This window comes from Phenylobacterium sp. (assembly GCF_035475775.1).
Taxonomy (GTDB): Bacteria; Pseudomonadota; Alphaproteobacteria; order Caulobacterales; family Caulobacteraceae; genus Phenylobacterium.
In genome coordinates this window covers 27359-50648 of record NZ_DATIMC010000029.1, presented here as the reverse complement: position 1 = coordinate 50648, position 23290 = coordinate 27359, and the positions used below count along the sequence as shown (strand labels likewise).

The 23290-nt window shown below is 71.5% G+C and carries 25 protein-coding genes and 1 tRNA gene; 14 read left to right on the top strand and 12 right to left on the bottom strand.

The genetic code is table 11. The annotated features are described in order from the left end of the window. Positions 1 to 3: 3 nt before the first annotated feature. Together VLI41_RS03645 and VLI41_RS03640 are read right to left on the bottom strand one after the other, a co-directional pair. Positions 4 to 1269, bottom strand: a complete 1266-nt coding sequence (locus VLI41_RS03645) for an RsmB/NOP family class I SAM-dependent RNA methyltransferase (protein WP_325266696.1) — start codon at positions 1267 to 1269, stop codon at positions 4 to 6. A 43-nt stretch (positions 1270 to 1312) separates the two neighbouring features. Further along, positions 1313 to 1729 (bottom strand): hypothetical protein, encoded by a 417-nt coding sequence (locus VLI41_RS03640; RefSeq protein ID WP_325266695.1) that lies wholly within the window; start codon positions 1727 to 1729, stop codon positions 1313 to 1315. A gap of 148 nt (positions 1730 to 1877) precedes the next feature. Between VLI41_RS03640 and VLI41_RS03635 the strand changes: the two genes are divergently transcribed. Then, positions 1878 to 2072, top strand: a complete 195-nt coding sequence (locus tag VLI41_RS03635; protein WP_325266694.1) for a DUF1674 domain-containing protein — start codon at positions 1878 to 1880, stop codon at positions 2070 to 2072. A 13-nt stretch (positions 2073 to 2085) separates the two neighbouring features. Here the strand turns inward: VLI41_RS03635 and VLI41_RS03630 are convergent, their stop codons facing one another. Both VLI41_RS03630 and pyrF read right to left on the bottom strand, forming a co-directional pair. Further along, entirely contained in the window at positions 2086 to 3648 is a 1563-nt protein-coding gene (locus VLI41_RS03630; RefSeq protein ID WP_325266693.1) for a hypothetical protein, read from the bottom strand. A gap of 66 nt (positions 3649 to 3714) precedes the next feature. Further along, a complete protein-coding gene (pyrF, locus tag VLI41_RS03625) occupies positions 3715 to 4437 on the bottom strand; it encodes an orotidine-5'-phosphate decarboxylase (protein WP_325266692.1) in 723 nt (240 codons plus the stop codon). 77 nt (positions 4438 to 4514) lie between these two features. On the opposite strand from pyrF, the gene VLI41_RS03620 reads away from it, so the two are divergent. Continuing rightward, positions 4515 to 5204: a MarC family protein gene (locus VLI41_RS03620; RefSeq protein WP_325266691.1), complete on the top strand. Its 690-nt coding sequence runs from the start codon at positions 4515 to 4517 to the stop codon at positions 5202 to 5204. Here the strand turns inward: VLI41_RS03620 and VLI41_RS03615 are convergent. Then, positions 5167 to 5967: an SDR family oxidoreductase gene (locus VLI41_RS03615; RefSeq protein WP_325266690.1), complete on the bottom strand. Its 801-nt coding sequence runs from the start codon at positions 5965 to 5967 to the stop codon at positions 5167 to 5169. The two genes, VLI41_RS03620 and VLI41_RS03615, sit on opposite strands and share 38 nt — an antisense overlap. A gap of 152 nt (positions 5968 to 6119) precedes the next feature. Here VLI41_RS03615 and VLI41_RS03610 point away from each other — a divergent pair, with 152 nt between their 5' ends. The 3 genes from VLI41_RS03610 (at position 6120) to VLI41_RS03600 (ending at position 9680) form a co-directional block, all read left to right on the top strand. Then, the gene (locus tag VLI41_RS03610; RefSeq protein ID WP_414692519.1) at positions 6120 to 8045 is read left to right on the top strand and encodes a potassium transporter Kup; all 1926 of its coding nucleotides are present in this window, start codon (positions 6120 to 6122) and stop codon (positions 8043 to 8045) included. A gap of 1 nt (position 8046) precedes the next feature. Next, on the top strand, positions 8047 to 8382 hold the full coding sequence (locus VLI41_RS03605) for a hypothetical protein (RefSeq protein ID WP_325266689.1): 336 nt from the start codon (positions 8047 to 8049) through the stop codon (positions 8380 to 8382). Positions 8383 to 8456: 74 nt separating this feature from the next. After that, positions 8457 to 9680, top strand: coding sequence for an argininosuccinate synthase (locus VLI41_RS03600; RefSeq protein WP_325266688.1), 1224 nt, complete (start codon positions 8457 to 8459; stop codon positions 9678 to 9680). A gap of 152 nt (positions 9681 to 9832) precedes the next feature. Here the strand turns inward: VLI41_RS03600 and VLI41_RS03595 are convergent, their stop codons facing one another. Beyond that, positions 9833 to 10039, bottom strand: coding sequence for a KTSC domain-containing protein (locus VLI41_RS03595; RefSeq protein ID WP_325266687.1), 207 nt, complete (start codon positions 10037 to 10039; stop codon positions 9833 to 9835). Between the two features lie 204 nt (positions 10040 to 10243). Here VLI41_RS03595 and VLI41_RS03590 point away from each other — a divergent pair, with 204 nt between their 5' ends. Continuing rightward, the gene (locus VLI41_RS03590) at positions 10244 to 10834 is read left to right on the top strand and encodes a CC0125/CC1285 family lipoprotein (protein WP_325266686.1); all 591 of its coding nucleotides are present in this window, start codon (positions 10244 to 10246) and stop codon (positions 10832 to 10834) included. Positions 10835 to 10864: 30 nt separating this feature from the next. On the opposite strand, the gene VLI41_RS03585 is transcribed toward VLI41_RS03590, so the two are convergent. From VLI41_RS03585 to VLI41_RS03570, 4 genes are all read right to left on the bottom strand, one after another. Further along, positions 10865 to 11431 (bottom strand): DUF4337 domain-containing protein, encoded by a 567-nt coding sequence (locus tag VLI41_RS03585; protein ID WP_325266685.1) that lies wholly within the window; start codon positions 11429 to 11431, stop codon positions 10865 to 10867. 80 nt (positions 11432 to 11511) lie between these two features. Further along, positions 11512 to 12072, bottom strand: a complete 561-nt coding sequence (locus tag VLI41_RS03580) for an HdeD family acid-resistance protein (protein WP_325266684.1) — start codon at positions 12070 to 12072, stop codon at positions 11512 to 11514. 143 nt (positions 12073 to 12215) lie between these two features. Next, positions 12216 to 12290: transfer RNA gene (locus VLI41_RS03575), tRNA-Gly, on the bottom strand. A 97-nt stretch (positions 12291 to 12387) separates the two neighbouring features. Continuing rightward, entirely contained in the window at positions 12388 to 13131 is a 744-nt protein-coding gene (locus VLI41_RS03570) for a DUF6065 family protein (protein ID WP_325266683.1), read from the bottom strand. An 82-nt stretch (positions 13132 to 13213) separates the two neighbouring features. Between VLI41_RS03570 and VLI41_RS03565 the strand changes: the two genes are divergently transcribed. The 4 genes from VLI41_RS03565 (at position 13214) to VLI41_RS03550 (ending at position 15637) form a co-directional block, all read left to right on the top strand. Beyond that, positions 13214 to 13735: a prolyl-tRNA synthetase associated domain-containing protein gene (locus VLI41_RS03565; protein ID WP_325266682.1), complete on the top strand. Its 522-nt coding sequence runs from the start codon at positions 13214 to 13216 to the stop codon at positions 13733 to 13735. Positions 13736 to 13801: 66 nt separating this feature from the next. Further along, positions 13802 to 14722 (top strand): co-chaperone YbbN, encoded by a 921-nt coding sequence (locus VLI41_RS03560; protein WP_325266681.1) that lies wholly within the window; start codon positions 13802 to 13804, stop codon positions 14720 to 14722. A 24-nt stretch (positions 14723 to 14746) separates the two neighbouring features. After that, a complete protein-coding gene (locus tag VLI41_RS03555) occupies positions 14747 to 15406 on the top strand; it encodes an LON peptidase substrate-binding domain-containing protein (RefSeq protein ID WP_325266680.1) in 660 nt (219 codons plus the stop codon). Positions 15407 to 15415: 9 nt separating this feature from the next. Continuing rightward, positions 15416 to 15637, top strand: coding sequence for a Trm112 family protein (locus VLI41_RS03550; RefSeq protein WP_325266679.1), 222 nt, complete (start codon positions 15416 to 15418; stop codon positions 15635 to 15637). 144 nt (positions 15638 to 15781) lie between these two features. On the opposite strand, the gene VLI41_RS03545 is transcribed toward VLI41_RS03550, so the two are convergent. After that, positions 15782 to 17029, bottom strand: coding sequence for a UbiH/UbiF/VisC/COQ6 family ubiquinone biosynthesis hydroxylase (locus VLI41_RS03545; RefSeq protein WP_325266678.1), 1248 nt, complete (start codon positions 17027 to 17029; stop codon positions 15782 to 15784). Between the two features lie 137 nt (positions 17030 to 17166). Here VLI41_RS03545 and VLI41_RS03540 point away from each other — a divergent pair, with 137 nt between their 5' ends. From VLI41_RS03540 to VLI41_RS03530, 3 genes are read left to right on the top strand one after another with little or no spacing between them, the layout of a single operon-like run. Next, positions 17167 to 18273, top strand: coding sequence for an HlyD family secretion protein (locus VLI41_RS03540; RefSeq protein ID WP_325266677.1), 1107 nt, complete (start codon positions 17167 to 17169; stop codon positions 18271 to 18273). Between the two features lie 4 nt (positions 18274 to 18277). After that, positions 18278 to 19900 carry a DHA2 family efflux MFS transporter permease subunit gene (locus tag VLI41_RS03535; protein WP_325266676.1) on the top strand — a complete coding sequence of 541 codons (1623 nt, stop codon included), beginning with the start codon at positions 18278 to 18280 and terminating at the stop codon, positions 19898 to 19900. Further along, the gene (locus VLI41_RS03530) at positions 19900 to 20508 is read left to right on the top strand and encodes a TetR/AcrR family transcriptional regulator (protein WP_325266675.1); all 609 of its coding nucleotides are present in this window, start codon (positions 19900 to 19902) and stop codon (positions 20506 to 20508) included. The genes VLI41_RS03535 and VLI41_RS03530 overlap by 1 nt, the downstream gene beginning before the upstream one ends. Before the next feature lie 4 nt (positions 20509 to 20512). On the opposite strand, the gene VLI41_RS03525 is transcribed toward VLI41_RS03530, so the two are convergent. Then, positions 20513 to 21289, bottom strand: a complete 777-nt coding sequence (locus VLI41_RS03525; protein WP_414692520.1) for an enoyl-ACP reductase FabI — start codon at positions 21287 to 21289, stop codon at positions 20513 to 20515. Between the two features lie 191 nt (positions 21290 to 21480). Here VLI41_RS03525 and VLI41_RS03520 point away from each other — a divergent pair, with 191 nt between their 5' ends. Further along, positions 21481 to 23256 carry a chloride channel protein gene (locus VLI41_RS03520; protein ID WP_325266673.1) on the top strand — a complete coding sequence of 592 codons (1776 nt, stop codon included), beginning with the start codon at positions 21481 to 21483 and terminating at the stop codon, positions 23254 to 23256. Positions 23257 to 23290: the final 34 nt, after the last annotated feature.

Sequence of the window (23290 nt, the reverse complement as noted above, 5' to 3'; positions counted from 1 at the left end):
GCTTCAAGGCGCGCGACGGAAGCGGGCGATGTAGAAGCCGTCGGTCCCGCCGGGCCTGTGGTGCGGCAGGATCCTGAGCGCGCCGTCGGCCCTGAGGCTCGCCTGCGGCGCGCCGCCCTCGCCGGGCGCCACGGGCTCGAGGCGGAACCCCGGCGCGCGGGCGAGGAAAGCCTCGGTCTGCCCCTCGCCCTCCTCCGGCTCCAGCGAGCAGACGCAATAGACCAGGCGTCCGCCGGGCTCGACGCGCCGCGCCGCGGCGTCGAGCAGGCGGGCCTGGACCTGGGCGAGCTTGCCGATCTCCGGGGGCCGGGCCGCCCACAGCACGTCGGGATGGCGGCGGAACGTGCCGGTGGCCGAGCAGGGCGCGTCCAGCAGCACGGCCTCGAAGCGGCGTTCGTCGGGCCAGGCCGCGGCGTCGGCCGCCACGAGCTCGGCCGAGAGCCCGATCCGCGCCAGGTTCTCGGTCACGCGCCGCAGCCGCGCCGCGGAGCGGTCCACCGCCGTCACCCGCGCGCCCGTGGCGGCGAGCTGCAAGGTCTTGCCGCCCGGGGCGGCGCAGAGGTCGAGGGCCGCGCCGCCCGGCGCCGGATCGAGCAGCCGCGCCGCAACCGCCGCCGAGGCGTCCTGCACCCACCACCGCCCCTCCGCGAAACCGGGCCAGCCGGTCAGGTCGCCGCCCATGGCCGCGCGGAAGGTTCCGCCCGGAAGGGTCTCGCCCTGCAGATCGTCGGACGTCGCGCCGGGCCTCAGGCTGAGATCGGTGGGCGGCTCCTCGGCGATCAGGGCGGCGATCGCACGCGCCTCGGCCTCGCCGTAGGCCGCCCGCCAGCGCGCGTAGAGCCAGTCGGGCGCCAGGCGGTCGGGATCGAAGAGGTCGGGCGGCTCGCGGGCGAGCCCACGCAGCACGGCGTTGACCAGGGCGCGGAGCGCCGTGGGCGCCAGAGCCACCGTCGCGGCGACCGCCGCGTGGGGCGGGGTCTTCAGCACGAAGAGCTGCGCCGCGCCGAGCCTGAGCGCCTGCATCACCCGCTCGGGCGGCGGCGAGCGGAGCCGCGCGGCGAGCGCCGCATCGATCGGCCCGAGGTGGCGCAGCGTCGCCATGGCGAGGGCCCGCGCGAACGCCCGATCGCGCGCGGGAAGCCCGGCGAGCGCCGGCGTGCTCAGGCCCTCGTCGAGTCCGGCGCGCCGCGACAGGGCCGCCGAGAGCAGGTCGAGAGCCGCCTTGCGGGCGGCGAGGCCGGATGGATCCCTGGGCGCTGGCTCGGTCACCCGGCCGGCGTGCCGCGTCGCGGCCGCCGGCGCAAGGCCGATGTCAGGCGGCCTCCTTCATCCCCGCGCTGGCCGGGGTCTCGGCCGCGCCGGCCTCGCGCCAGCAGGAGACGACCACCGTCAGAAAGGTCGCCATCCCGGCGATGGCCAGCATCGAGCCTGCGATCACCCCGGCGTCGGCCGCCTTGTCGCCCGACAGGAACAGAGCCAGCGAGGGGATCATCACCACCACCGCGCCGAACGACAGGACGAAGTTGATCCAGCCGAGCCGGCCGCTCTTCCCGGACAGCTGATAAAAGCCGCCCATCAGGGCCAGGGTGGCCCAGCCGACCAGGTTCAGGTGCGCATGCGCCGGCGCCAGCGTGAAGTCCTCCGTCGAGCCCATCACCGCGCCCCAGACCATGCCCACGAGCACGCAGGTCGCGCCGGCCGTGAAGAAAGCGAGCGGTAGTCTTTTCATGTGCGATTCCCCCGTAAACTGAAGCTATTGGATACGGCTTCGGCCCAGCAAACCAGCGTTCCGCCGCGAGTGCAACTTCACATCGCGTCGCGATCTATGTGAACGACGGACGCTGGCGTCGCGGCGGCGGAAAGCGTAAGCCGCGCACATGGACGATCTGCCGCCGGGCGCCGCGCCCGACAAACCGCTGACCCCGCAGGCGCGCCGTGCGCTGGAGGAAGCCGCCCGGCGCCGCGCGGTCGAAGCCGAAGGCGCGCCCGCCCCCGAGCAGGGCGGCCCGAGAGGCCCGGAGCCCACCCGTTTCGGCGACTGGGAACGCAAGGGCATCGCGGTCGACTTCTGAGTGGCGCGCTCGCCTAGTAGATGGTCCGGCAGGGCCCGACCGGCCTGATCCCGTTCGGATCGACGAGGTCGAGGACCCGCCAGCCTCCGCGCACCGATGGCCGATAGTGCGCCAGCAGCGCAGCGAGGCGCGGCTCCTCGCGGAAGAACGCCAGGTAGTCGAAGCCCGGGTTGCGGAACATCTTCCGATCGCGCGCCTCGGCCTGCGGGTCGTGCAGCAGGATCCGCACCGGCGGACGGCAGCTCAGGTCCTGCAGGGTCTGCCTCTGGATTGTCGTGGCCAGCCTGGCGAGGGCGGGCGACGGCCGCCCGCTGGCCCGGTCCGCGGCCACCGCCGGCAGCATCCAGAACGTGTAGTAGCGCGACGGCCAGACCAGCCCGCGCGCCTCGACCATCGGCCAGATGATCGTCGAACGGGCGGAGAAGGCCATCACCGCCTGGCCCGGCCGCAGATCCGACAGCGCCGCCAAGGTCCGGTTCCGGTAGCGGTTTGCGTAGTTCACACCCAAGCTCGCGACGATCAACGCGGGGGTCAGGAACGCGAGACCCCAGGCCGCCGCGCCCAGCCTGCCGCGCAACCTCTGATCCGACCAGCGCAGCGACGGCGCCTCGGCCGCGATGGCCATCAGCAGGCACCCGGTGGCCGGGATCGACTGGTAGAACCAGCCCTTCGCCTGCACAAAATAGCCGCCCGCAAAGGCCGCGCCGGCGGTGAGCAGGGCCGCAGTCAGGCGCGAACGGAAGGGAACCAGCAGCATCGCCCCGATCGCCGCGAACACCGCGGTCGGCGCGAATTCGGTGGTCAGCATCTCCCCGAACGGAAGGTCGTATGCGCCATAGGCCAGGCGATCCATCGGCAGGCTCACGGTGAAGAACGCCGGCGCGAACAGCGCCACGGCCGCGGCGTAGGAGAGCGCGCCGAGGCCGAGCACGAACCACTCCGGCCGCCAGGGCCGCCACGCGCGTCGCGCCGCCAAGAACAGCCAGCCTTCGAGCAGCAGCGGGGCGAGGGCGAAATAGGGCTTCAGGGCGAAGCCGGTCGCCGCGAACAGCGCCACTCCGGCGGCCAGCCGGTTCGAGACCGCCCGCTGTTCGGCGCGGCGCGCGATCAGCGCCGCATAGGGAAGCGCGGCGAGCAGCGTCCATTGCTCGCGCTGGCCGTACTCGCGAAGCAGATAGACGACGGTGACCAGGCCGAAGACGCCGTAGATCCAGGCCCGCCGCGCCGGCGCAAGCTCGCGAATCAGCCTCGCGAGCAGGGCGAAGGACAGCGCCGTGCCGGCGAGGAAGGCGCCGAACAGCACGCTCGCCGGCGCCAGGCCCAGGAGCTCCGCGAGCCGGACCACGCCCGCGCCCGCCCAGAACCAGAGCGGCGGGTTCACCTCGCTGAGCGAGCTGTAGAGCCCCGCGCCATGGACCATCTGCCGGCCGAGCCAGAGTTGCCAGGCGATGTCGTGCGAGACGTCGGCGTGGAGCACCGGCCCCCAGGACAGCAGGAGCAGACTCCCGGCCAGGAGCTCGGGCCAGAGCTGCTCGGCGCGCCAGCGGTGGCGGGCCTGCAAGACGGCGGCGGTCATGGGGCGAGGCTGCACGCCAATCGTGACCAGCCGGTTGAAGCGCGGTGTCGCCTCCGCCGCGGGCGGCTATCGCGACCCTGCCATTTCCTCGGCGACGCGCAGCGCCGCCGCCCGCGGATCGGCCGCCGCGGTGATCGGGCGGCCGCAGACGATGTGCGAGGCGCCGGCCTTCAGCGCCTCGGCCGGCGTGGCGGACCGCGCCTGGTCGTTCCGGGCCGACCACTCGGGGCGGACGCCGGGCGTGACCACCAGGAACGCCGGACCGCCCAGCTCGCGGGCGAGCGCCGCCTCGTGCGGGCTGGCGACCACGCCGTCGCAGCCGGCGGCGATCGCCTGGCGGATGCGACGCTCGACGAGCGCCCGGGAGCCCTCGGCATAGCCCATCGCTTGCAGGTCTTCGTCGGCCAGGCTGGTCAGCACCGTCACCGCCAGGATCCTGAGCGGCGCGGCCCCGCGCCCGCGCACCGCCGCGGCCATCACCTGCGGCTCGCCATGCACGGTCACGAAATCGCAGCCTGCGCCGGTGATCGCCGCCGTCGCCCTCTCCACCGTGGTGGGGATGTCGTGCAGCTTCCAGTCGAGGAACACCTGCTTGCCGGCGGCCTTCAGCTCGCGCGCCACCGCCATGCCTTCGGTCGCGAACAGCTCGAGCCCCACCTTGTAGAAGCTGACCGCCTCGCCGAGCCGTCCGACCGCCGCGCGCGCCGCCTCCGCCGTCGGGAAATCGAGCGGCACGATCAGGCGCGGATCGGCGCGGAGGTCGGCGGGGGCGGGGGCGGCGGCGGCCATGGGCGTCTCCCGGCAGGCAGGCGCGGCCGCCCGCGGATGCGGTTCGGCGACGCTTCGAATTGGGCTAAGGGGCTGGCATGAGCCCAGCCGAGTTCGCGGTCAACTTCTTCGTCGCCCTGTTCGCCCTCATCGACCCGGTCGGCAACGTGCCGTTCTTCGCGGCCGGCACGGCCGGGGTGGCGACGCGCGACCGGGCCCAGATCGCCCTCTACATCTCGCTCTTCGTGCTTGGCTTCCTGACCTTCTTCTACTTCACGGGCCTGAGCCTTCTGGCGTTCTTCGGCATCTCGCTCTCGGCGTTCCGCATCGCCGGCGGGGTGATCCTTTTCGTGCTCGGCCTCGACATGGTCCGCGACGACCTCTCGACCAAGTCCGCGGAGGTGGCGGAGGCGCCGCCGAAGAGCCGGCGCGAGGCGGTCACCCGACGCTTCGAGCGGATGATCGTGCCCTTCGCCATGCCGCTGCTGATCGGCCCGGGCGCGATCTCCACGGTGATCATCTACGCCAGCCAGGCCAGGGCCTTCGGCCTGATGGGCGCAGGCGTCGGGGTGGGGGTGATCGCCGCGGTGGCGCTGTCCACCCTGCTGTCGTTCCTGGCGACGCCGGTGATCACCCGCATCCTGGGCCGCATCGGCCTGACCATCGTGGTGCGGGTGCTGGGCCTGATCCTCTGCGCCATGGCGGTGCAGTTCATCCTGGCGGGGCTGTCGGAGGCCACCCACGGCCTGATCAGGTCTTCCGGAATCGCGGCCCCTGGGAGGCCATGAGCGCCAGGCCCCAGGCGTCGGGCAGGAGCTTGGCGATGACGGCGATGGCCTTGCTGGGCGCGCCGGGCACGCAGATCGGCCGGTTCGCCTCGGCCGCCGCGTAGCCCGCGGCGGCCACCTCCTCGGCCCCGAGCCACAGCCAGGCGGGCGTGGAGGCCTCGATCTGGGCCCGGGTTCCGGTCACGTCATGGAACTCCGAATGGGTGAACCCTGGGCAGAGCGCACAGACGTGAACGCCGCGCCCTGCGCCCTCCAGGTGCAGGCTCTGCGAGAACTTGACCAGGAAGGCCTTGGCCGCCGCGTAGAGGGTGTGCCCCGCCGGGGGCGGCGCCAGGCCCGCCAGCGAGGCGACGTTGACGATGCGGCCGAACCGGCGCTCCAGCATGCCCGGGAGCACGCGATGGGCGAGCTCGCAAGGCGCGGTCACCATCACCTGGATGAACGCCGCCTGGTCCTCCCAGCGGGTCGTGGCGTACGAGCCGGGCAGGCCGTAACCGGCGTTGTTGATCAGGGCGTCGACGCTGCGGCCCCGCGCGGCGATGTCGGCGATCAGCCTGCCCGGCGCCTGCGGTTCGGCGAGATCGGCCGGCAGGACCAGGATCTCGACCTCGTGGCGAAGCCTGATCTCCTCAGCCAGGCTCTCCAGCCGCTCCGCCCGTCGCGCGGTCAGCGCCAGGTCGTAGCCGTGGCTCGCCAGGAGGCGCGCGAAGGCGGCCCCGATTCCGGCCGAAGCGCCCGTCACCAACGCCAGCCTGCGATCCATCCCGCCCTCCAACCCGCCTCAGCCTAGGCCCCGCGACGGCGCGCGCCAACTCGGCGCATCCCGTTGAAGCCGCCGGAGTTTAGGTGTATCGCGCCCGCCGCACGTCGGCATCGGGCCGCCAAGGGAACCCCCGCCGTTCCCGGAGAGAACGGATGGCTGACACGGCCGGCGCCGCCGCCCAGGCCCTGGACGAACCCCCGCAAGCCCATACCCCGCAGTCGGAGAGCTTCTTTGCGCTCGCCCTGGGCTCCATGGGCGTGGTGTTCGGCGATATCGGCACCAGCCCGCTCTACGCCATGCGCGAGGCGCTCCGCCACAGCCACAGTGGCGGCACGGCGGAGCTGGCCGTGCTCGGCGTGGTCTCGCTGATCACCTGGGCGCTGATCCTGATCGTCACGGTGAAGTACGTCGTCTTCCTGATGCGCGCGGACAACAAGGGCGAGGGCGGCACGCTGGCGCTGATGGCGCTCGCCCAGCGCATCGTGCCGCGCCGCTCGGGCCTCGTGCTGCTGCTCGGCATGCTGGGCGCGGCGCTGTTCTACGGCGACGGGATCATCACCCCGGCCGTCTCGGTGCTCGCCGCGGTCGAGGGGGTCCGCGACGCCCCCGGCGCGCCGCATGCGCTGGCCGAGCTCGTCGTGCCGATCTCGATCGGGATCCTGGTCGCCCTGTTCCTGGTGCAGTCGCGCGGCACGGCGAGCGTGGCGCGCTACTTCGGCCCGATCACCGCGGTCTGGTTCCTGGTGCTGGCCGGGCTCGGCCTGTACCACCTGAAGGACGACCTCTCGGTGTTCCGCGGGCTGTCGCCGCATTACGGCGTGATCTTCCTGTTCCAGAACGGCTTCCTGGGCTTCGCCATCCTCGGCAGCGTGTTCCTGGCGGTGACCGGCGCGGAGGCGCTCTACGCCGACATGGGCCACTTCGGGCGCAACCCGATCCGCGCAGCCTGGCTGTTTCTCGTCCTGCCCTGCCTGCTGCTCAATTACCTCGGCCAGGGGGCGCTGGTGCTGCACAGGCCCGCCGCCGCGGTCGACCCGTTCTACAAGATGATCCCGCACCCGGTGTATTGGCCGATCCTGATCCTGGTCACGGTGGCCACCGTGATCGCCTCGCAGGCGGTGATCACCGGCGCCTTCTCGATGACCCAGCAGGCCGTGCAGCTGGGCCTCTTCCCGCGCATCTCGATCCGCCGGACCTCCGAGACCCAGGCCGGGCAGATCTTCGTGCCGCAGGTCAACACGCTCTTGATGATCGGGGTGGTGGTGCTGCTGGTGATGTTCCGCACCTCCTCCAACCTGGCCGCGGCCTACGGCATCGCGGTGACCGGGGCGATGTTCGTCGACACCCTGCTGTTCTTCGTCATCGTCCGCTGGATGTGGAAGCGGCCGGTCTGGCAGGCGGCGCTGGCATCGGGCCTGTTCGGGATCCTCGACGTCACCTTCATCTCGTCCAACCTCCTGAAGATCCCGCAGGGCGCCTGGCTGCCGCTGGCGCTGGGCGCGGGCCTGGTGACCATCATGCTCACCTGGACGCGCGGCGCGCAGATCCTGACCGAGAAGACCCGCCGCGACAGCGTGCCGCTGATCGAGCTCTCGGAAATCCTGAAGGCGCGCGCGCCCTACCGGGCGCCGGGCACGGCGGTGTTCCTGACCTCGGATCCCGAGATGGCCCCGGTCGCCCTGATGCACAATCTCAAGCACAACAAGGTGCTGCACGAGAAGAACATCATCCTGACGCTCATCACCGCCGAGACGCCGCGCGTCTCCGAAGCCCAGCGGGTGCGCATCGAGCCGATCAACGAGGATTTCAAGAAGGTGATCGTCAACTACGGCTTCATGGAGAGCCCGAACGTGCCCAAGGCGCTGGCGCTCTGCCGCAAGCTCGGCCTGAAGTTCGACATCATGGCCACCAGCTTTTTCCTGGGGCGCCGCTCGGTGGTGCCTTCGGCGCAGTCCGGCATGCCGCTTTGGCAGGACAAGCTGTTCATCTTCCTGATGCGCAACGCCGCCAATCCCACCGACTTCTACAAGATCCCGCCCGGGCGCGTCGTGGAGATGGGCGCCCAGGTGACGGTGTAGCTTGGCGTTCAGCTATCTCGGCGACGGCCTGTGGGTGATCGCGCTCGCCATCATGTTCGGCGCCTCGCGCGAGGCCTGGGCCAAGACCAGGCCCGGCCAGAGCGTGCGCCTGCCCATCGGGCGGATCGGCCGGGGCCTCGGCATCTGGGCCTTGCCGGGCGGCGCCTTCGCGTTCAGCCTGTGGCTCGCGCTGCAGGCCCGCGAGCGGGCCGAGAGCTTCGATGCGGCGGCGATCGTGTTCGGAGTCCGCGCCACCGCCGCCTCGCTGATCGCGCTGCTGCACCTGCGCTGGATGCGCGCGGCGCTCGACGACCTGGAGAAGGGCGACGGCGCATAAGCCTTGAACCGCGCGCCCGTTCGCCCTTAAAGCCCCGCGACCTTCATCGCTCATCCCAGGACCCTCTCCGTCTCATGGCCGAACAGCCCATCAAGAAGGTCGTGCTCGCCTACTCCGGCGGGCTCGACACCCTCGTCGCGGTGAAGTGGCTGCAGGAGACCTACGGCTGCGAGGTGGTGACCTTCACCGCCGACCTCGGCCAGGGCGGCGAGCTGGAGCCGGCGCGCGAGAAGGCGCTGGCCATGGGCGTGAAGCCCGAGAACATCTTCATGCCGGACCTCAGGGAAGAGTTCGTCCGCGACTACGTCTTCCCGATGTTCCGCGCCAACGCGGTGTACGAGGGCCAGTACCTGCTCGGCACCTCGATCGCCCGGCCCTTGATCGCCAAGGCGCAGATCGAGGTGGCCCGCCAGGTGGGGGCCGACGCCGTCAGCCATGGGGCGACCGGCAAGGGCAACGACCAGGTCCGCTTCGAGGTCAGCTATTATGCGTTGGAGCCCGACATCCGGGTGCTGGCGGTGTGGCGGGAGTGGCCTTTCAAGGGCCGCGCCGACGAGGTCGCCTACGCCGACCGCCACGGGATTCCCGTGGCCAAGGACAAGCGCAACGAGCCCCCGTTCAGCGTCGACGCCAACCTGCTGCACTCCTCCTCGGAGGGCAATGCGCTGGAGGATCCGGCCGAGCCCGCGCCGGAATTCGTCCACCAGCGCACCCTTTCGCCCGAAAATGCGCCCGACCGGGCGACCGAGATCGCCGTCGACTTCGAGAAGGGCGATCCGGTCGCGATCGACGGCGAGGCGCTCTCGCCCGCCGCCCTGCTGGCGCGCCTGAACGAGCTCGGCCACGACAATGGAATCGGCCGGCTCGACCTGGTCGAGAGCCGCTTCGTCGGCATGAAGTCGCGCGGGGTCTACGAGACGCCGGGCGGGACCATCCTGCTCGCCGCCCACCGCGGCATCGAGAGCATCACGCTCGACCGCGGGGCCCTGCACCTCAAGGACGAGCTCATGCCGAGGTACGCCGAGCTCATCTACAACGGCTTCTGGTTCTCGCCGGAGCGCGAGATGCTGCAGGCCGCGATCGACCACTCCCAGGCCAAGGTGTCCGGCCGCGTGCGGCTGAAGCTCTACAAGGGCAACGTCAGCGTCGTCGGCCGCGAGAGCCCCTATTCGCTCTACGACAAGGAGCTGGTGACCTTCGAGGAGGGCGCCGTCGCCTACGACCACCGCGACGCCGCGGGGTTCATCAAGCTGAATGCGCTCCGCCTGCGCGTGCAGGCCGCCCGCGACCGGCGCTGACCCTCCCTCCCCGTCTGGGGAGGGACAGACCGCGAAGCGGTCAGGGTGGGGAAGTCTCGGCCAAGCTCAAAGGTCGGCAATGATCGCGACATCCCCACCCTGCCGTCGCTCCGCTCCGGCTGTCCCTCCCCATTAAGGGAGGGACTCCAGGTTCAGCCGTCGAGCCGGTTGTAGGGGTAGCGGTCGCGGATCTCGGCCTGGAAGAAGCTGCCCTTGGACTCCGCCTCGAGGAACGAGCGGTGCACCTCGCCCGGCACGCCGACGTAGACGTAGCGCTCGCCCGAGACGAAGCGGACGAGGAGCTTGGCGCGCCCGGCGTCGTAGTCGATTTCGCGGATCGCCGTGGATTCGACCTGCATCGGCCTTGCTCCCGGGCGCGGCTTGCCGGCAAATCAAACCCGCGAGGCGCCGGCCCGGGTCCCCGCGCGTCGAACGGGGCGGCCCCGCGACGACGGGACGGCGGCGCTTGCAATCGGGCTGCATCGCGGCAACCACAATTGTGGCGAAGTGTTGTGGCGCCTGAGGCACGATCCGAGGGACACGTGGTTAGCTAGAGACCAGCAATGACAAAGAAAACGGCCGCCTTCGCCATCTCCGTGGCCTTGGCGGCGGGGCTCGCGGCCTGCACGACCGCCACCCCCTATCAGCCGAATATTCCGGGCCAGGCCACCTCCGGCGGCTATTCCGAGATCCGCGTCGAGCCCGACCGCTGGCGCGTGACCTTCCAGGGCAACAGCCTGACCAGCCGCGAGACCGTCGAGGCCTACCTGCTGTTCCGCTCCGCCGAGCTCACCGTGCAGCAGGGCTACGACTGGTTCGAGATGGTCGAGCGGCACACCGACACCAACGCCAGCAGCTATGTCGAGCCCGATCCGCTGTACCATCCCTGGTACGGCCGCTACGGCTTCTGGCGGCCGTCCTGGCGGTTCCGCGGCCGCGGCTTCGGCTGGCGCACCTGGGATCCGTTCTGGGGCGACCCCTTCTGGGCCGACCGCTACGACGTGCGCACGATCGAGAAGTTCGAGGCCACCGCCGAGATCCAAATGCACAAGGGCGTCAAGCCCGCCAACGACCCGCGCGCCTTCGACGCCCGTGCGGTGATCGAGAACCTGAAGCCGCGCATCCAGTACCCGGCGCCGCCGAAGCCGCGCTGAGCCCGCCTGGGTGGCGCGGCTCTCCGAGCCTCAGGCGAGGTAGGCCGCGCCGAACAGCGCCAGCCCGACCACGGCCAGCAGGATGGAGCCGCGCCAGAAGCTGCGCCGGCGGGTGATGATCGCCACCGTGCAGATGGCGATGCCGATCTCGATCAGGGTCGCCCCGCCGGTCAGCCAGTGGTGGCGGTGCTCGTGCAGGGCGCTTTCCTTCATCAGCTTGTCGCGGTCGGCCTCGTCCTCCTGGGCCCGCTTGCGGATCTCGTCCTGCTTGGCGACCTGGTCCTTGGCGGTGGCGGCGTACTTCGCCGCCCGCGGCCCGCCGGCGTCGGCGGCGATGCCGTAGACGTGCTTCTTGAGGCTGTCGGCCTGGTACTCGTTCCAGGCGTCGGTGGCCTCGTCCTGGCGCAGCACCGCCTCGGCCGAGGCGGTGATCGCCCGGCCCTCCTCCACCGTCTCCAGGCTGCCGACGCTGGCGGCCAGCACCGCCAGGATGGCGACGGTGATCGACACCTGGGAGATGAACGGATCGCCCGCGTGCGCCGCGTGCTCGGCATGCTCGGCGTGTTCGTGCGCGTCCAGCGCCGGATCGTGGGTCATCGATGAAGGTCCCGCCCCCTTGCGCGCCCCGCTCCGGGCTGCGCCTCGCAGCGGGAGATCACATCAGGCCGGCGGCGAACTCAAGGCGCCCGGCGGCGGGCGAGGCCGATCGCCGCCATGGCCGCGCCCCACAGCATCAGGTCGATGCCGACCACCAGGCCCACCATGACCGGCGCCACCAGCGGCCCGAAGAAGCCCAGCGCCAGGCCGAGCACGATGTCGAGCACGCCGTTCAGCATCAGCCAGCCCCAGGCCTTCTCGCCCTGCCGGCGCAGGCCGATTGACTGGCCGATCAGGACGATCCCGTCGACCAGGAAATAGGCGGCGGCGACCAGCACCAGGCTCGCGGTTCCGATCAGCGGGTTCCACAGCATCAGCGCGCCGGCGACCAGCGCCACCAGCGCCGAGACGAAGCTCAGCGCCCGATGCCCCGCCGTCGCGCGGCCGAACAGGGCGATGAAGCCGACGATCCCGCCGATCGCCAGCACCCAGCCCACCACCAGGGCCGCGGCCACGCCTGCGGCCATCGGCAGCACCAGGGCCGCGATCCCCAGGATGAAGGCGATCACGCCCTCGACGATCAGCCACGGCGCGGCGCCCCTCCCGGCGCGGGCGCCCGGCGTGTCCGCGTGCACAGTCACGTCCGCGTCCTCCGTTTGCGCTGCTAACGCCTGGGGGCGCGGGGCGGTCTCGCGCCGCTCGATCACATCCTGCGGCCGCGCGCCTCCGCGAGCGGAGCAAGCAGCCGCCGGCGCTCAGGCCGGCGCTGGTTCTGAGGAAAGTCTGGAGCGGGCGATGAGATTCGAACTCACGACCCCAACCTTGGCAAGGTTGTGCTCTACCCCTGAGCTACGCCCGCGCTCCTCGGGAAGCGGTGGGAAGGACCGGCCCCGAAAATTCGAGAGGCGGCTTATGGCAGACGCCCCCCCGGTTTGCAAGCGGCCGGCGGCCGCGCCTCAGCGGGTCCATTTCGGCGCCTTGAGGCGGCGCTTCATGACGTGGTCCTGGCGGGCCGGCGCCACCTCCTCCGGGAACTCGCCCTTGAAGTAGTAGCGCTGCCAGGCCTGCTTGGTCGCCTCCGGGTCCTGGCGGAAGATCCGCTGGTTGAACTCGCTTCGGTGCTTCTCCCAGACGTCGTACTGGTGACGCAGCTCCGGGTCGCGGTCCATGCGCTTGATCACCGGCTGGATGGCGTGCAGCGTCTTGTCCTCCAGGAGCGTGATGAAGCAGAACGGCTCGCCCTTCTCCCAGCGCACCTTGCCGGCCCGCGTGAACAGCCAGTTCATGGTGAAGGGAAACGGCAGCCAGTCGGTCTCCACCACGCCCGACAGCGCCTGGATGCCGTCCTTGACGTGGTTGGGCGGGCCCATGACCCACATCGACCAGCCGGGCGGGGTGCGGAACAGGTAACCGGGGTGGAAGGTCAGCACGCCATGGCTGAAGTGGCTGGAGGCCAGCCGGTGGAAGTCGGGGTTCGGGTGGTCGGGGGTGAGCTTGATGTCCTGCTGGTGCAGCCCGCCGGTCCACTCCGCCGTGAACGCGACCGGCGAAAGGATCTCCCAGCCGGAGGTGTTGGCCATGTTCAGCGGCAGGCAGCGGTAGGGATGGCGCTGGGCGAAGTGGTCCATCCAGGCGCGCTCCTGGCGCCCCGGCACGATCTCCGGCGGCCGTTCGGTGGTGGGATAGCACTCCAGTTCCATGGGCTCCGCCCGGCATGACCAAGTGGGCTCCGTCCTTAGGCGCCCCTCGCGCGCCCGTCCAGTTCGGGTATTGCTCGGCCCGATGAACACCCGCGCCGACCTCATGGCCCTGCTCGAGCGCATCGGGGCCGAAACCGAGACCGTCGAGCACCCGGCGGTGTTCCGCGTCGAGGACGGCGAAGACCTCAAGCGCGCCATCCCCGGCGCGCACACCAAGAACCTGTTCCTGAAGGACGCCAGGGACCAGCTCTGGCTGATCTCCGCGGAAGGCCACGCGACGATCGACCTGAAGCGCCTGCACCGGGTGATCGGCTCGGCCCGGCTGTCGTTCGGCCGGGCGGAGCTCATGCAGGAGAGCCTGGGCGTGGCGCCGGGCTCGGTCACCGCCTTCGGCCTGGTCAACGACCGCGACCGCCGCGTGCGCTTCGTGCTGGATCGCACGCTGGCCGCGGCGCCGCGCCTCAACTTCCACCCGTTGGAGAACACCGCCACGACCGCCATCTCCCAGGCGGGCTTCCGCCGGTTCCTTGCGATGCTGGGCGTCGAGCCGCTGGTCGTGGACTTCGCGGCCATGGCGGTGGTGCCGATGCCGCTCATGCGTTGAACCGGCGCAGCCCTGCGACCATCTTGGGACGCACGCGTTTGAGCAAGATCGGCGGAGGAGCGGCGCATGAGCCTGATCGGCGAGACCACCGGCAAGCCGGGCGGAGCCCCGCCCGCCGATGTCATCAAGGACGCCACCGACGCCACCTTCATCGCCGACGTGGTCGAGGCCTCGCGCGAGCAGCCGGTGATCGTGGACTTCTGGGCGACCTGGTGCGGCCCCTGCCGCCAGCTCGGCCCGGCGCTGGAGCGCGCGGTCGCCGCCGCCGGAGGCGCGGTGAAGCTGGTCAAGGTCGACATCGACAAGAACCCGGCCTACGCGGGCCAGTTGCGCGTGCAGTCGATCCCGGCGGTGTTCGCCTTCGTCGACGGCCGCCCGGTGGACGGCTTCATGGGCGCCCTTCCCGAGAGCCAGGTGAAGGCCTTCGTCGACGGTCTCGCCAAGCAGAAGGGCGGCGGCGCGGAGGGCTCCGAGATCGAGGCGCTGCTGGGCCTGGCCCGGGAATCGCTCGCCATGAACGACCTGGGCGGCGCGGCCCAGGCCTACGCCCAGGTGCTGCAGGCGGAGCCGCAGAACCCCAAGGCGCTGGGCGGCCTGGCGCGCCTCTATGTCCAGAGCGGCGATCCCGACCGCGCGCGCGAGATCCTCGCCATGGCCCCGCCGGACGCCAGCGACCCCGACCTGGACAGCGTGCGCGCAGCCCTGGCCCTGGCCGAGACGGCGCCGGCCGAGACCGCCGCCTTCGAGCAGGCGCTGGCCAGGAACCCCGACGACCACCAGGCCCGCTTCGACCTCGCCGCGGCGCTCGCCGGCGCGGGGCGACTCGACGAAGCCGCCGACAACCTGCTCTACATCATCGAGCGCGACCGCGAGTGGAACGACCAGGCCGCGCGCCAGCAGTTGCTGAAGGTCTTCGAGGCGGCCGGGCCCGTCTCGGAGGTGGCCAAGCAGGGTCGGCGGCGCCTTTCAGCCATCCTGTTCAGCTGAGCTGGCCCGAGAGGAGACGCGCCAATGCCGGGCTATCGAAAGGCGGTCGAGCTGCCGCAGGTGATCCCGGTCTTCCCGCTCGACGGCGCCCTCCTGCTGCCGGGCGGCGAGCTGCCGCTGCAGATCTTCGAGCCGCGCTACCTCAACATGGTCGACGACGTGATGGGCGGCGACCGAGTCGTCGGCATGATCCAGACCCGAGGCGGCGACCGCGGGCGGCCGATCCTGGCCAAGGTCGGCTGCCTGGGCCGCATCACCAGCTACGCCGAGACCTCGGACGGGCGCTATCTCGTCACCCTCACCGGCGTCTGCCGCTTCGAGCCCGGCGAGGAGATCGCCATCAGCACGCCCTACCGGCAGGTGCGCGCCCGTTACGACCGCTTCGAGACCGACCTGGCGCGGGACGAGATGACCCTGGCGCCGACCGCCATCCGCGAGCGTTTCGGCCGGGCGCTGAAGCGGTATCTCAACCGCCGCGAGCTCGACATCGACTGGGAGACGGCGACCACCGCGCCCTTGGAGCCGCTGGTCAACTCCCTGGCGATGGGCCTGCCGTTCGAGCCCGCCGAGAAGCAGGCGCTGCTCGAAGCCGCCGACCTGACGGGCCGATTCGAGGCGCTGACCGCCTTGCTGGAGATCGATTGCATGGAGGACGGCGATGACGAGAGCCATTCCGTGCAGTAGAGGCTCGGTATGAGCGAGACCGCCGATCCCGGCGCCGAGGCCGGCCCGCAGGTCGAGGTCGATCCGCGCCTCCTGGAGGTGCTGGTCTGCCCGCTGACCCACGGGCCGCTGGTCTACGATCGCGCGAAGGGCGAGATCGTCAGCCGCTCGGCCAGGCTCGCCTATCCGATCCGCGACGGCGTGCCGATCATGCTGCCGGAAGAGGCCCGCGAATTGACCGACGGGGAGTGAAGGTCCCTCCCTTGATGGGGAGGGACAGACCGCGAAGCGGTCAGGGTGGGGAATTATGGATCAATCTGTGATCTCGCGGATGATCGCGACCTCCCCACCTGCCGTCGCTGCGCGCCGGTTGTCGCTCCCCATTGAGGGAGGGAATCACAACCGCTCCCCTCTCAGCAGCTTCGGCAGGTCGCCTGCCGCGCCGCCGGCTTCGTGCATGAAGAACCGCCGCGCAGGACCCATGCGGTTCACCGCCGCCATGCCGGCGCCGCGCACGGCGCGCAGCAGCGGCTGGTCGTTGGAGAACAGGCGCACGAACAGGTCCATGCCGGCCGAGAGCGTCGCGACGTCGAAGCGCCGCCAGCGGGCGTAGCGCTCGAGCACCGCCGTCGAGCCGATGTCCTCGCCGAGCCGGCTGGCCTCGACGATGGTCTCGGCCAGCGCCGCCGCCCCCTTCAGCCCGAGGTTCAGGCCCTGGCCGGCGATCGGGTGCACCGCGTGGGCCGCATCGCCCAAGAGCGCCACGCGCGGCGCCGTCAGCCGCTCGGCAAGCTGCAGGCTCAGGGGATAGGTGAACACCGGCCCCTCGACCCGGGCCTCGCCCACGAACTCGCCGAACCGGCGCTGCAGATGGGCGTGGAACATCTCCGGCCGGGCCGCCTTGAGGGCCGCGCCGCGGCGGGCGCTCTCGGTCCAGACCAGGCTCGCCCGGTCCTCGGTGAGCGGCAGGATGGCGAACGGGCCGGACGGCAGGAAGAACTCGTGGGCGACCCCGCGATGCGGCCGCTCCAGCTTCACCGTCGCCACCACCCCGGTCTGGCCGTAGTCCCAGCCGATCACGCCCAGGCCCGCCTGCTCGCGAACCACCGAACCGCGGCCCTCGGCGCCCACGACCAGCGGCGCGGACAGCGCGCGGCCGTCGGCCAGGCGCACGGTCGCGGCGCGCGGGCCGGTCTCCAGGGCCGCCACCCGCGCCGGCGCGAGCACCTCGATGCCCGCCCGGCGGACCGCCTCGGCCAGCCCGGCGCGGATGCGCCGGTTCTCCAGCAGATAGCCCAGCGGCTCGCCCTCCGAGCGGTCGGCGATCTCGGCGGCGTCGAAGCGCAGGAAGACGGGGGGCGGCGGGCCGGCCGAGGCGCCGGGCCTGCGGCCGTCGGTCACCAGGATCTGCTCGATACGCTGGGCGTGCGCATCGAGCGCCGAGGCCACGTCCAGCGCGCGCCACTGGCGATAGGCGGCGAAGGCGATGGCGGACGCCCGTCCGTCGAAGCTCGGCGCCACCTGGGCGTCGAACACCACCGGGTCGATCAGCACCGGCGCCAGGCCCGACTTCGCGAGCGCCAGGGCCAGGGTGGCGCCGGCGATGCCCGCACCCGCGATGATCACGTCGGCCTCGTCGCTCATGCCCGCGATGAGCCACGATCGCGCCCGCGCGTCCAGCGGATGATTTTTAGACCCATACGTCCACTTTTGCCTTGCGGCCGAGCTGGCGCGCTCCCATCCCCTAGGTCGAAGGTCCATTGTTGGAGCTGGGTGCGGCGATGGCGGGAATTCCGAGGCGTCGATGGATTCCGGTCCTGGCCGGCGGCGCGGCGACGCTCGGCGTCGCCATCGGCGGCGGCGCCTGGTGGCTGGAGCGCCAGCACTACGAACAGACCGACAACGCCTTCGTCGAGGCCGACAAGGTGACGGTCGCCCCGCAGGTGGACGGCTATGTCACCGAGCTGGCCGTGGCCGACAATGAGGCCGTGCAGCCCGGCCAGCTCCTGGTGCGGATCGATCCCGCGCCGATCGCGGCCCGGCTCGCGCAGGCGCAGGCCAACGCCCAGGCGCTGCAGGCCGCGGTGCGCCAGGTCGACGACAAGGCGCGCCTGGAGCAGGCGATGATCGGCGAGCGTGCGGCGAGCGTGCAGAGCGCCCGGGCGCAGGCCACCTTCGCCCGCGCGGAGATGGCCCGCTACGGCGCGCTGGCCGCCAAGGGCTGGGTGCCGCCGCAGCGCGCGCAGAGCGCCAGGGCGGCCGACGACGAGGCCGCGGCGGGCGTCGCCCAGGCGCAGGCGACGCTGGAGGCCGAGCGGCGTACGTCGGAGTCGCTGGGTTCGGCGCGCGCCCAGACGCTCGCCCAGCTGGACGCCGCGCGCGCCGCCGTCGAGCAGGCCCGGATCGACCTCTCCCGCAGCGAGATCCGCAGCCCCGTGGCCGGGGTGGTGGGTGCGCGCGCCGTGCGGCTCGGCCAGTACGTCCAGCCCGGCGGCGTGCTGATGAGCATCGTTCCGCTCTCCGAGGCCTATGTGGTCGCCAACTTCAAGGAGACCCAGGTCGCCCGGCTCCGCGTCGGACAGCCGGTGGAGATCCGGGCCGACGCGTTCGGCGACAGGGCCATCCGTGGTCGCGTGCAGAGCTTCGCGCCGGCCACCGGTCAGGAGTTCGCGCTGATTCCCGTGGAGAACGCGGTCGGCAACTTCACCAAGATCGCCCAGCGCCTGCCGGTGAAGATCGCCGTCGACCGCGCCCAATTCTACGCCGGAGCGCTCCGGCCCGGGCTGTCGGTCAACGTCAAGGTCGACGTGACCCGCAACACCGGCCCGAGCTTCGCCGAGGCGGGCGCTGCGGCCGGCGACATCCGCCTCGCCCGCCGCGGCGACTGATCCCATGGCCGAGGCCGCGATCCCGTCCCAGGGGCTGAACCCGGCCGCCGCGGCGGCCTCCGTCGAGCTCGGCGCCGATGGCCGGCCGGTGGACTGGACGCGGGTCTTCCTGGGCTTCGGCGGGATGATCCTCGGTCAGTTCATGGCCATGCTGGACATCCAGATCGTCGCCTCCTCGCTGGTGCAGATCCAGGCCGGCATCAGCGCCACCAACGACGAGATCAGCTGGGTTCAGACCATCTACCTGCTGGCCGAGGTGGTGATCATGCCGCTCACCGCCTACCTGACCAAGATGTGGGGCACGCGGGCGTTCTACGTGGTGGCCTCGCTCGCCTTCATCGCCACCTCGGTCGCCACCGGCCTCTCCTCCAGCGTCGGCATGATGATCGCGACCCGCGCGCTGCAGGGCTTGGCGGCCGGGGCGATGATCCCCCCGGTGTTCGCCACGGCCATGACCGTCTTCCCGCCGGAGAAGCGCACCCTCGCCAACGTCGTGGTGGGCTCCATCGTGACGCTCGCCCCGACCATCGGCCCGACGCTCGGCGGCCACCTCACCGAGGCGCTCTCCTGGCGCTGGCTGTTCTTCATCAATGTGCCCGTGGGGTTCCTGGTGGTGTTCCTGGTCAGCCGTTACGGCGGCTTCGACAAGGGCGACCCCAAGCTCGCCAAGGGCGTCGACTGGACGGGCCTCGGCCTGATGGCCCTTTTCCTGCTCTCGCTGCAGTACGTGCTGGAGGAAGGCGCCCGCGACAGCTGGTTCCAGGACGATGCGATCCTGTGGCTGAGCGTGACGGCCGGGCTGGCGGGGATCGCCTTCGTCTGGCGGCAGCTCACCTACGCGCAGCCGATCGTCTCGCTGAAGCCGTTCCGCGACAAGAACTTCATCCTCGGCATCCTGATGGTGTTCGTCTCGGGGATGAGCCTGTTCGGCGGCACCTTCCTGCTGCCGCTGTTCCTGGGGCAGATCCGCGGCTACTCCTCGGCGCAGGTCGGCACCACCATGCTGGTCTCCGGGCTGACCATGTTCATCTGCGCCCCGACCATCGGCGGCTTCGTGCGCCGCTCGGATGCGCGCATCTGCCTGGCGGTCGGCTTCGGCCTGACCGCCTGGAGCATCGGACTCGCCGCCCGGATCACCGACCAGTGGGGGTTCGGCGAGTTCATGACCCTGCAGATCGTCCGTGGCGTCGGCTCGATGATCGCGCTCATCGCCTCCCAGCAGATGACCGTCTCCACCCTGCCGGTCGGCCAGATGAAGGACGCCTCGGGACTGCTCAACCTGGTTCGCAACGTGGCCGGTGCGATCGGCCTGGCGGCGCTCTCGACGATCCTCACCAACCAGACCGCCTACCACATGGCCGACCTGACGAGCGCGGTCAGCATCGCCAATCCGGCCAGCCAGGGCATGCTCGACGGCCTGATCCAGATGATGGGCCGGGGCGGGCTCTCCGATCCCGGCGGCGCGGCGCGCAAGGCCATGTGGTTCCTGATGCACAAGCAGGCGGCCACCCTCAGCTTCGGCGACGCCTTCATGTTCCTGTCGCTGGCCTGCTGGGGCGCCGTGGGGCTGGCCTTCTTCGCCTCCAAGGGCTCGATCCAGGCGCCCCAGCCGCAGGGCGCCCACTGATGCCCCGCCTGGCCGGCCAGATCGATCTCGCCAAGACCGAGGCCATTCTCGACGCCGCCCTCGAGGTGCTGGCCGAGCGTGGCGCCGGAGCGTCCATGGAGGAGATCGCCCGCCGCGCCGGGGTCTCCAAGCAGACGGTCTACAACCACTACGGCTGCAAGGCCGACCTGGTGCGGGCCATGTGCGCGCGCCGCGTCAGCGAGATGACCGCGCCCCTGGAGGGCCCCGGCGCGCTCGAGCAGATCGAGGAGACGCTCGCGGCCTATGCTCGGGCCCTGATGCGCGGCGTGCTCAATCCGCGCACCATCGCCTTGATGCGCACCGCCATGGCGCACGCCGCCGAGCTGCCGGAGGTGCCGGCGACCATCTACGAGGCGGGGCCGCTCGCCAACCGCCGCCGCTTCGCGAGCTTCGTCGAGGCCGAGACCCGCGTCGGGCGCCTCAACTGCCCAGACCCGCTGGCCGCCGCCGAAGTGTTCTCCGGCCTGGTGGTCGCCACCCGCCAGATGGCCGCCCTGTTCGGAGCGCTCGCCGAGCTCGACGACGCGGAGGCCGACCGCATCGCGCGCACGGCGGCGGCGCAGTTCCTGAAGCTGTACGGGGCGTGAAGGCCTACCCCTCCTCGTCCTCCACGAAGCCCATAATGTGGAAGCCGGCGTCGACGTGGACGACCTCGCCGGTGGTCGAGCGGCCGAGGTCGGAGAGCAGCCACAGCGCCGCGCCCGCCACGCCTTCCATCGAGGTTTCCTCCTTCATCGCCGAGAGCGCGCGGCCCTTGGCGAGCATGGCCCGCCCGCCCTGGATGCCGGCCAGCGACAGGGTGCGCATGGCGCCCGGAGAGACCGCGTTGACGCGGATGCCCTTCGGCCCCAGGTCGCGGGCCGCGTAGCGCACCGAGGCCTCCAGCGCGGCCTTGGCCACCCCCATGGTGTTGTAGTTCGGGATCGCCCGCTCGGAGCCCATGTAGGTCAGGGTGAGGATCGAGCCGCCGTTCGGCATCAGCCGGGCCGAGCGCCGCGCGCAGTCGACGAAGGAGAAGGCCGAGATGTCCATGGCGGTGAGGAAGCCCTGCCGCGTGGCGTTCTCCACGAAGGAGCCGGCGATCTGGTCCCTGGGCGCAAACGCGATGGCGTGGACGAAGAAATCGATGCTCCCGAACGCCGTCTCGACCGCGCCGAAGGCGGCGTCCATCGAGGCGTCGTCGCTGACGTCGGCGGGGGCCATGGTCTTGACGCCCAGCCTCTCGCCCAGCGGCCGCACGCGTTTTTCCATGTCCGGCAGGTAGAACAGCGCGATCTCCGCGCCCTGGGCGGCCAGCTGCGAGGCGATGCCCCAGGCGATCGAGTTGTGGTTCGCCACGCCGGTGACGATCCCCTTCTTGCCCTTCATCAGCTCGCCCTTGGGCAGGGTCAGTTCGTCCGCCACCTCGGCTCTCCCTTGGCGCTGAAACCCACAAGCGCGGGTTTGTGGACGGGCGGGCGGGGTAAGGCAAGCCTCCGGCGCCGCTTCAATTCCGGGGCGGATCAGTGCGATATGGCCAGGCCGCGGCAGCCGAATCGCGCCGGGCGCACCGGATTCCCATGGCCGAGCTGACCCATGTGTTCCGCCCGAGGCCCGCCCGCATGCTGGCGGACATGCGCCGGCGGCTGCGCGTCAGCGAGCTGTGGCTGATCGTGCTGTCCGTGGCGGTCGGGGCGGCGGCGGGCTCGCTGGCGGTCCTGCAGGTGCGGATCGCCCATTCCGTCCAGATGACGCTCTACCACATCGATTTCGAGGAGCACCTCTCGGCGAGCGCCCACATCACGCTCATCGAGAGCCTGTGGCTGCCGGTGGGCGGGGCGGCGCTGGGGCTCCTGTCCTGGGCCGTGGCGCGCCGCAGGTCGGCGCCGCTGGTCGACGTGGTCGAGGCCAACGCCCTGCACGGCGGGGCCCTGCCGCTGGTCGATTCCGCCATCGTCTGCGCCCAGACGCTGATCTCCAACGGGGTCGGCGGATCGGTCGGGCTGGAGGCCGCCTACGCCCAGGCGGGCGGCGCGGCCGCCTCCTTCCTCGGCCGCAAGCTGAAGCTCCGCCGCCACGACATGCGCATCCTGGTCGGGGCCGGCGCCGGCGCGGCCATCGGGGCGGCGTTCGGCGCGCCGCTCACCGGCGCCTTCTACGCCTTCGAGATCGTCATCGGCTCCTACACGCCCTCGGCGATCGCGCCGGTCGCCGCCGCCTGCCTGGCGAGCGTGGTCTCCTCCCAGGCGCTGGGCGGCATCCCCTATTCGATCCAGATCCAGACCGAGAAGGCGCCCGACGTGGCGGCCTACATGCTCTATGCCGGGCTGGGGCTGGTCTGCGCGCTGGTCGGCGTGGCCATCATGCACATCACCGCGCGGGTGGATCAGGCGGTCCGCAGTCTGCCCTTCCCGAGCTACCTGCGCCCGATGATCGGCGGCTTCCTGCTCGCCGCCTACGCGCTGTGGTCGCCGCAGACCATGTCGGCCGGCCACGGCGCGCTGCACCTCGACCTGGCGTTCGGCGGCGCGACCATCGGCTTCCTCGCCACCATCTTCCTGCTCAAGACGCTCGCCTCGATGACGGCGCTCGGCTTCGGCTTCCGGGGCGGGCTGTTCTTCGCCTCGCTGTTCCTAGGCACCCTGCTCGGCCAGATCTACGCCAAGCTGCTGGCCTTCACCCCGCTCGCCGAGCACCTCTCCACGCAGAACGCCGCCCTGGTCGGCATGGGTGCGCTCGCCGTCGCGGTCATCGGCGGGCCGCTGACCATGAGCTTCCTGGTGCTGGAATCGACGCGCGACTTCGGGGTCGCGGCCGCGACGCTCGCCGCCGCCCTGATCGCCTCCACCGTGGTCCGCGAGCGGTTCGGCTACTCCTTCTCGACCTGGCGGCTGCACCTGCGCGGCGAGACCATCCGCTCGGCCCGCGACGTGGGCTGGATGCGCTCGCTGACCGCCGGGCGGATGATGCGCCAGGACGTGCGCACCATCGCTGCGGAGACCAGCGTCGCCGAATTCCGCCGGCGCTTCCCGCTGGGCTCGACCACCCGGGTGGTCCTGATCGATGCGACCGGCCGCTACGCCGGGATCGTGCTGACCGCCGCGGCCTTCGCCGACGACGTCGCGCCCGAGGCCGTGGTTTCCGAGCTGGCGATCAACCGCGAGGCGACGCTGCGCCCCGACCAGGACATCGAGGCCATCATGCGGGCCTTCGACGCCGCCGAGGCCGAGGACCTGGCGGTGGTCGACGAGGACGGCCACGTGCTGGGCCTGGTCGGCGAGGCCTACGTCACCCGCCGCTACGCCACCGAGCTCGAGCGCCAGCACCTGGATCTGTACGGGGAAGCGAAGGTCTGACGTCCTCTCCCGCTGCAGCGGGAGAGGGTAGGGT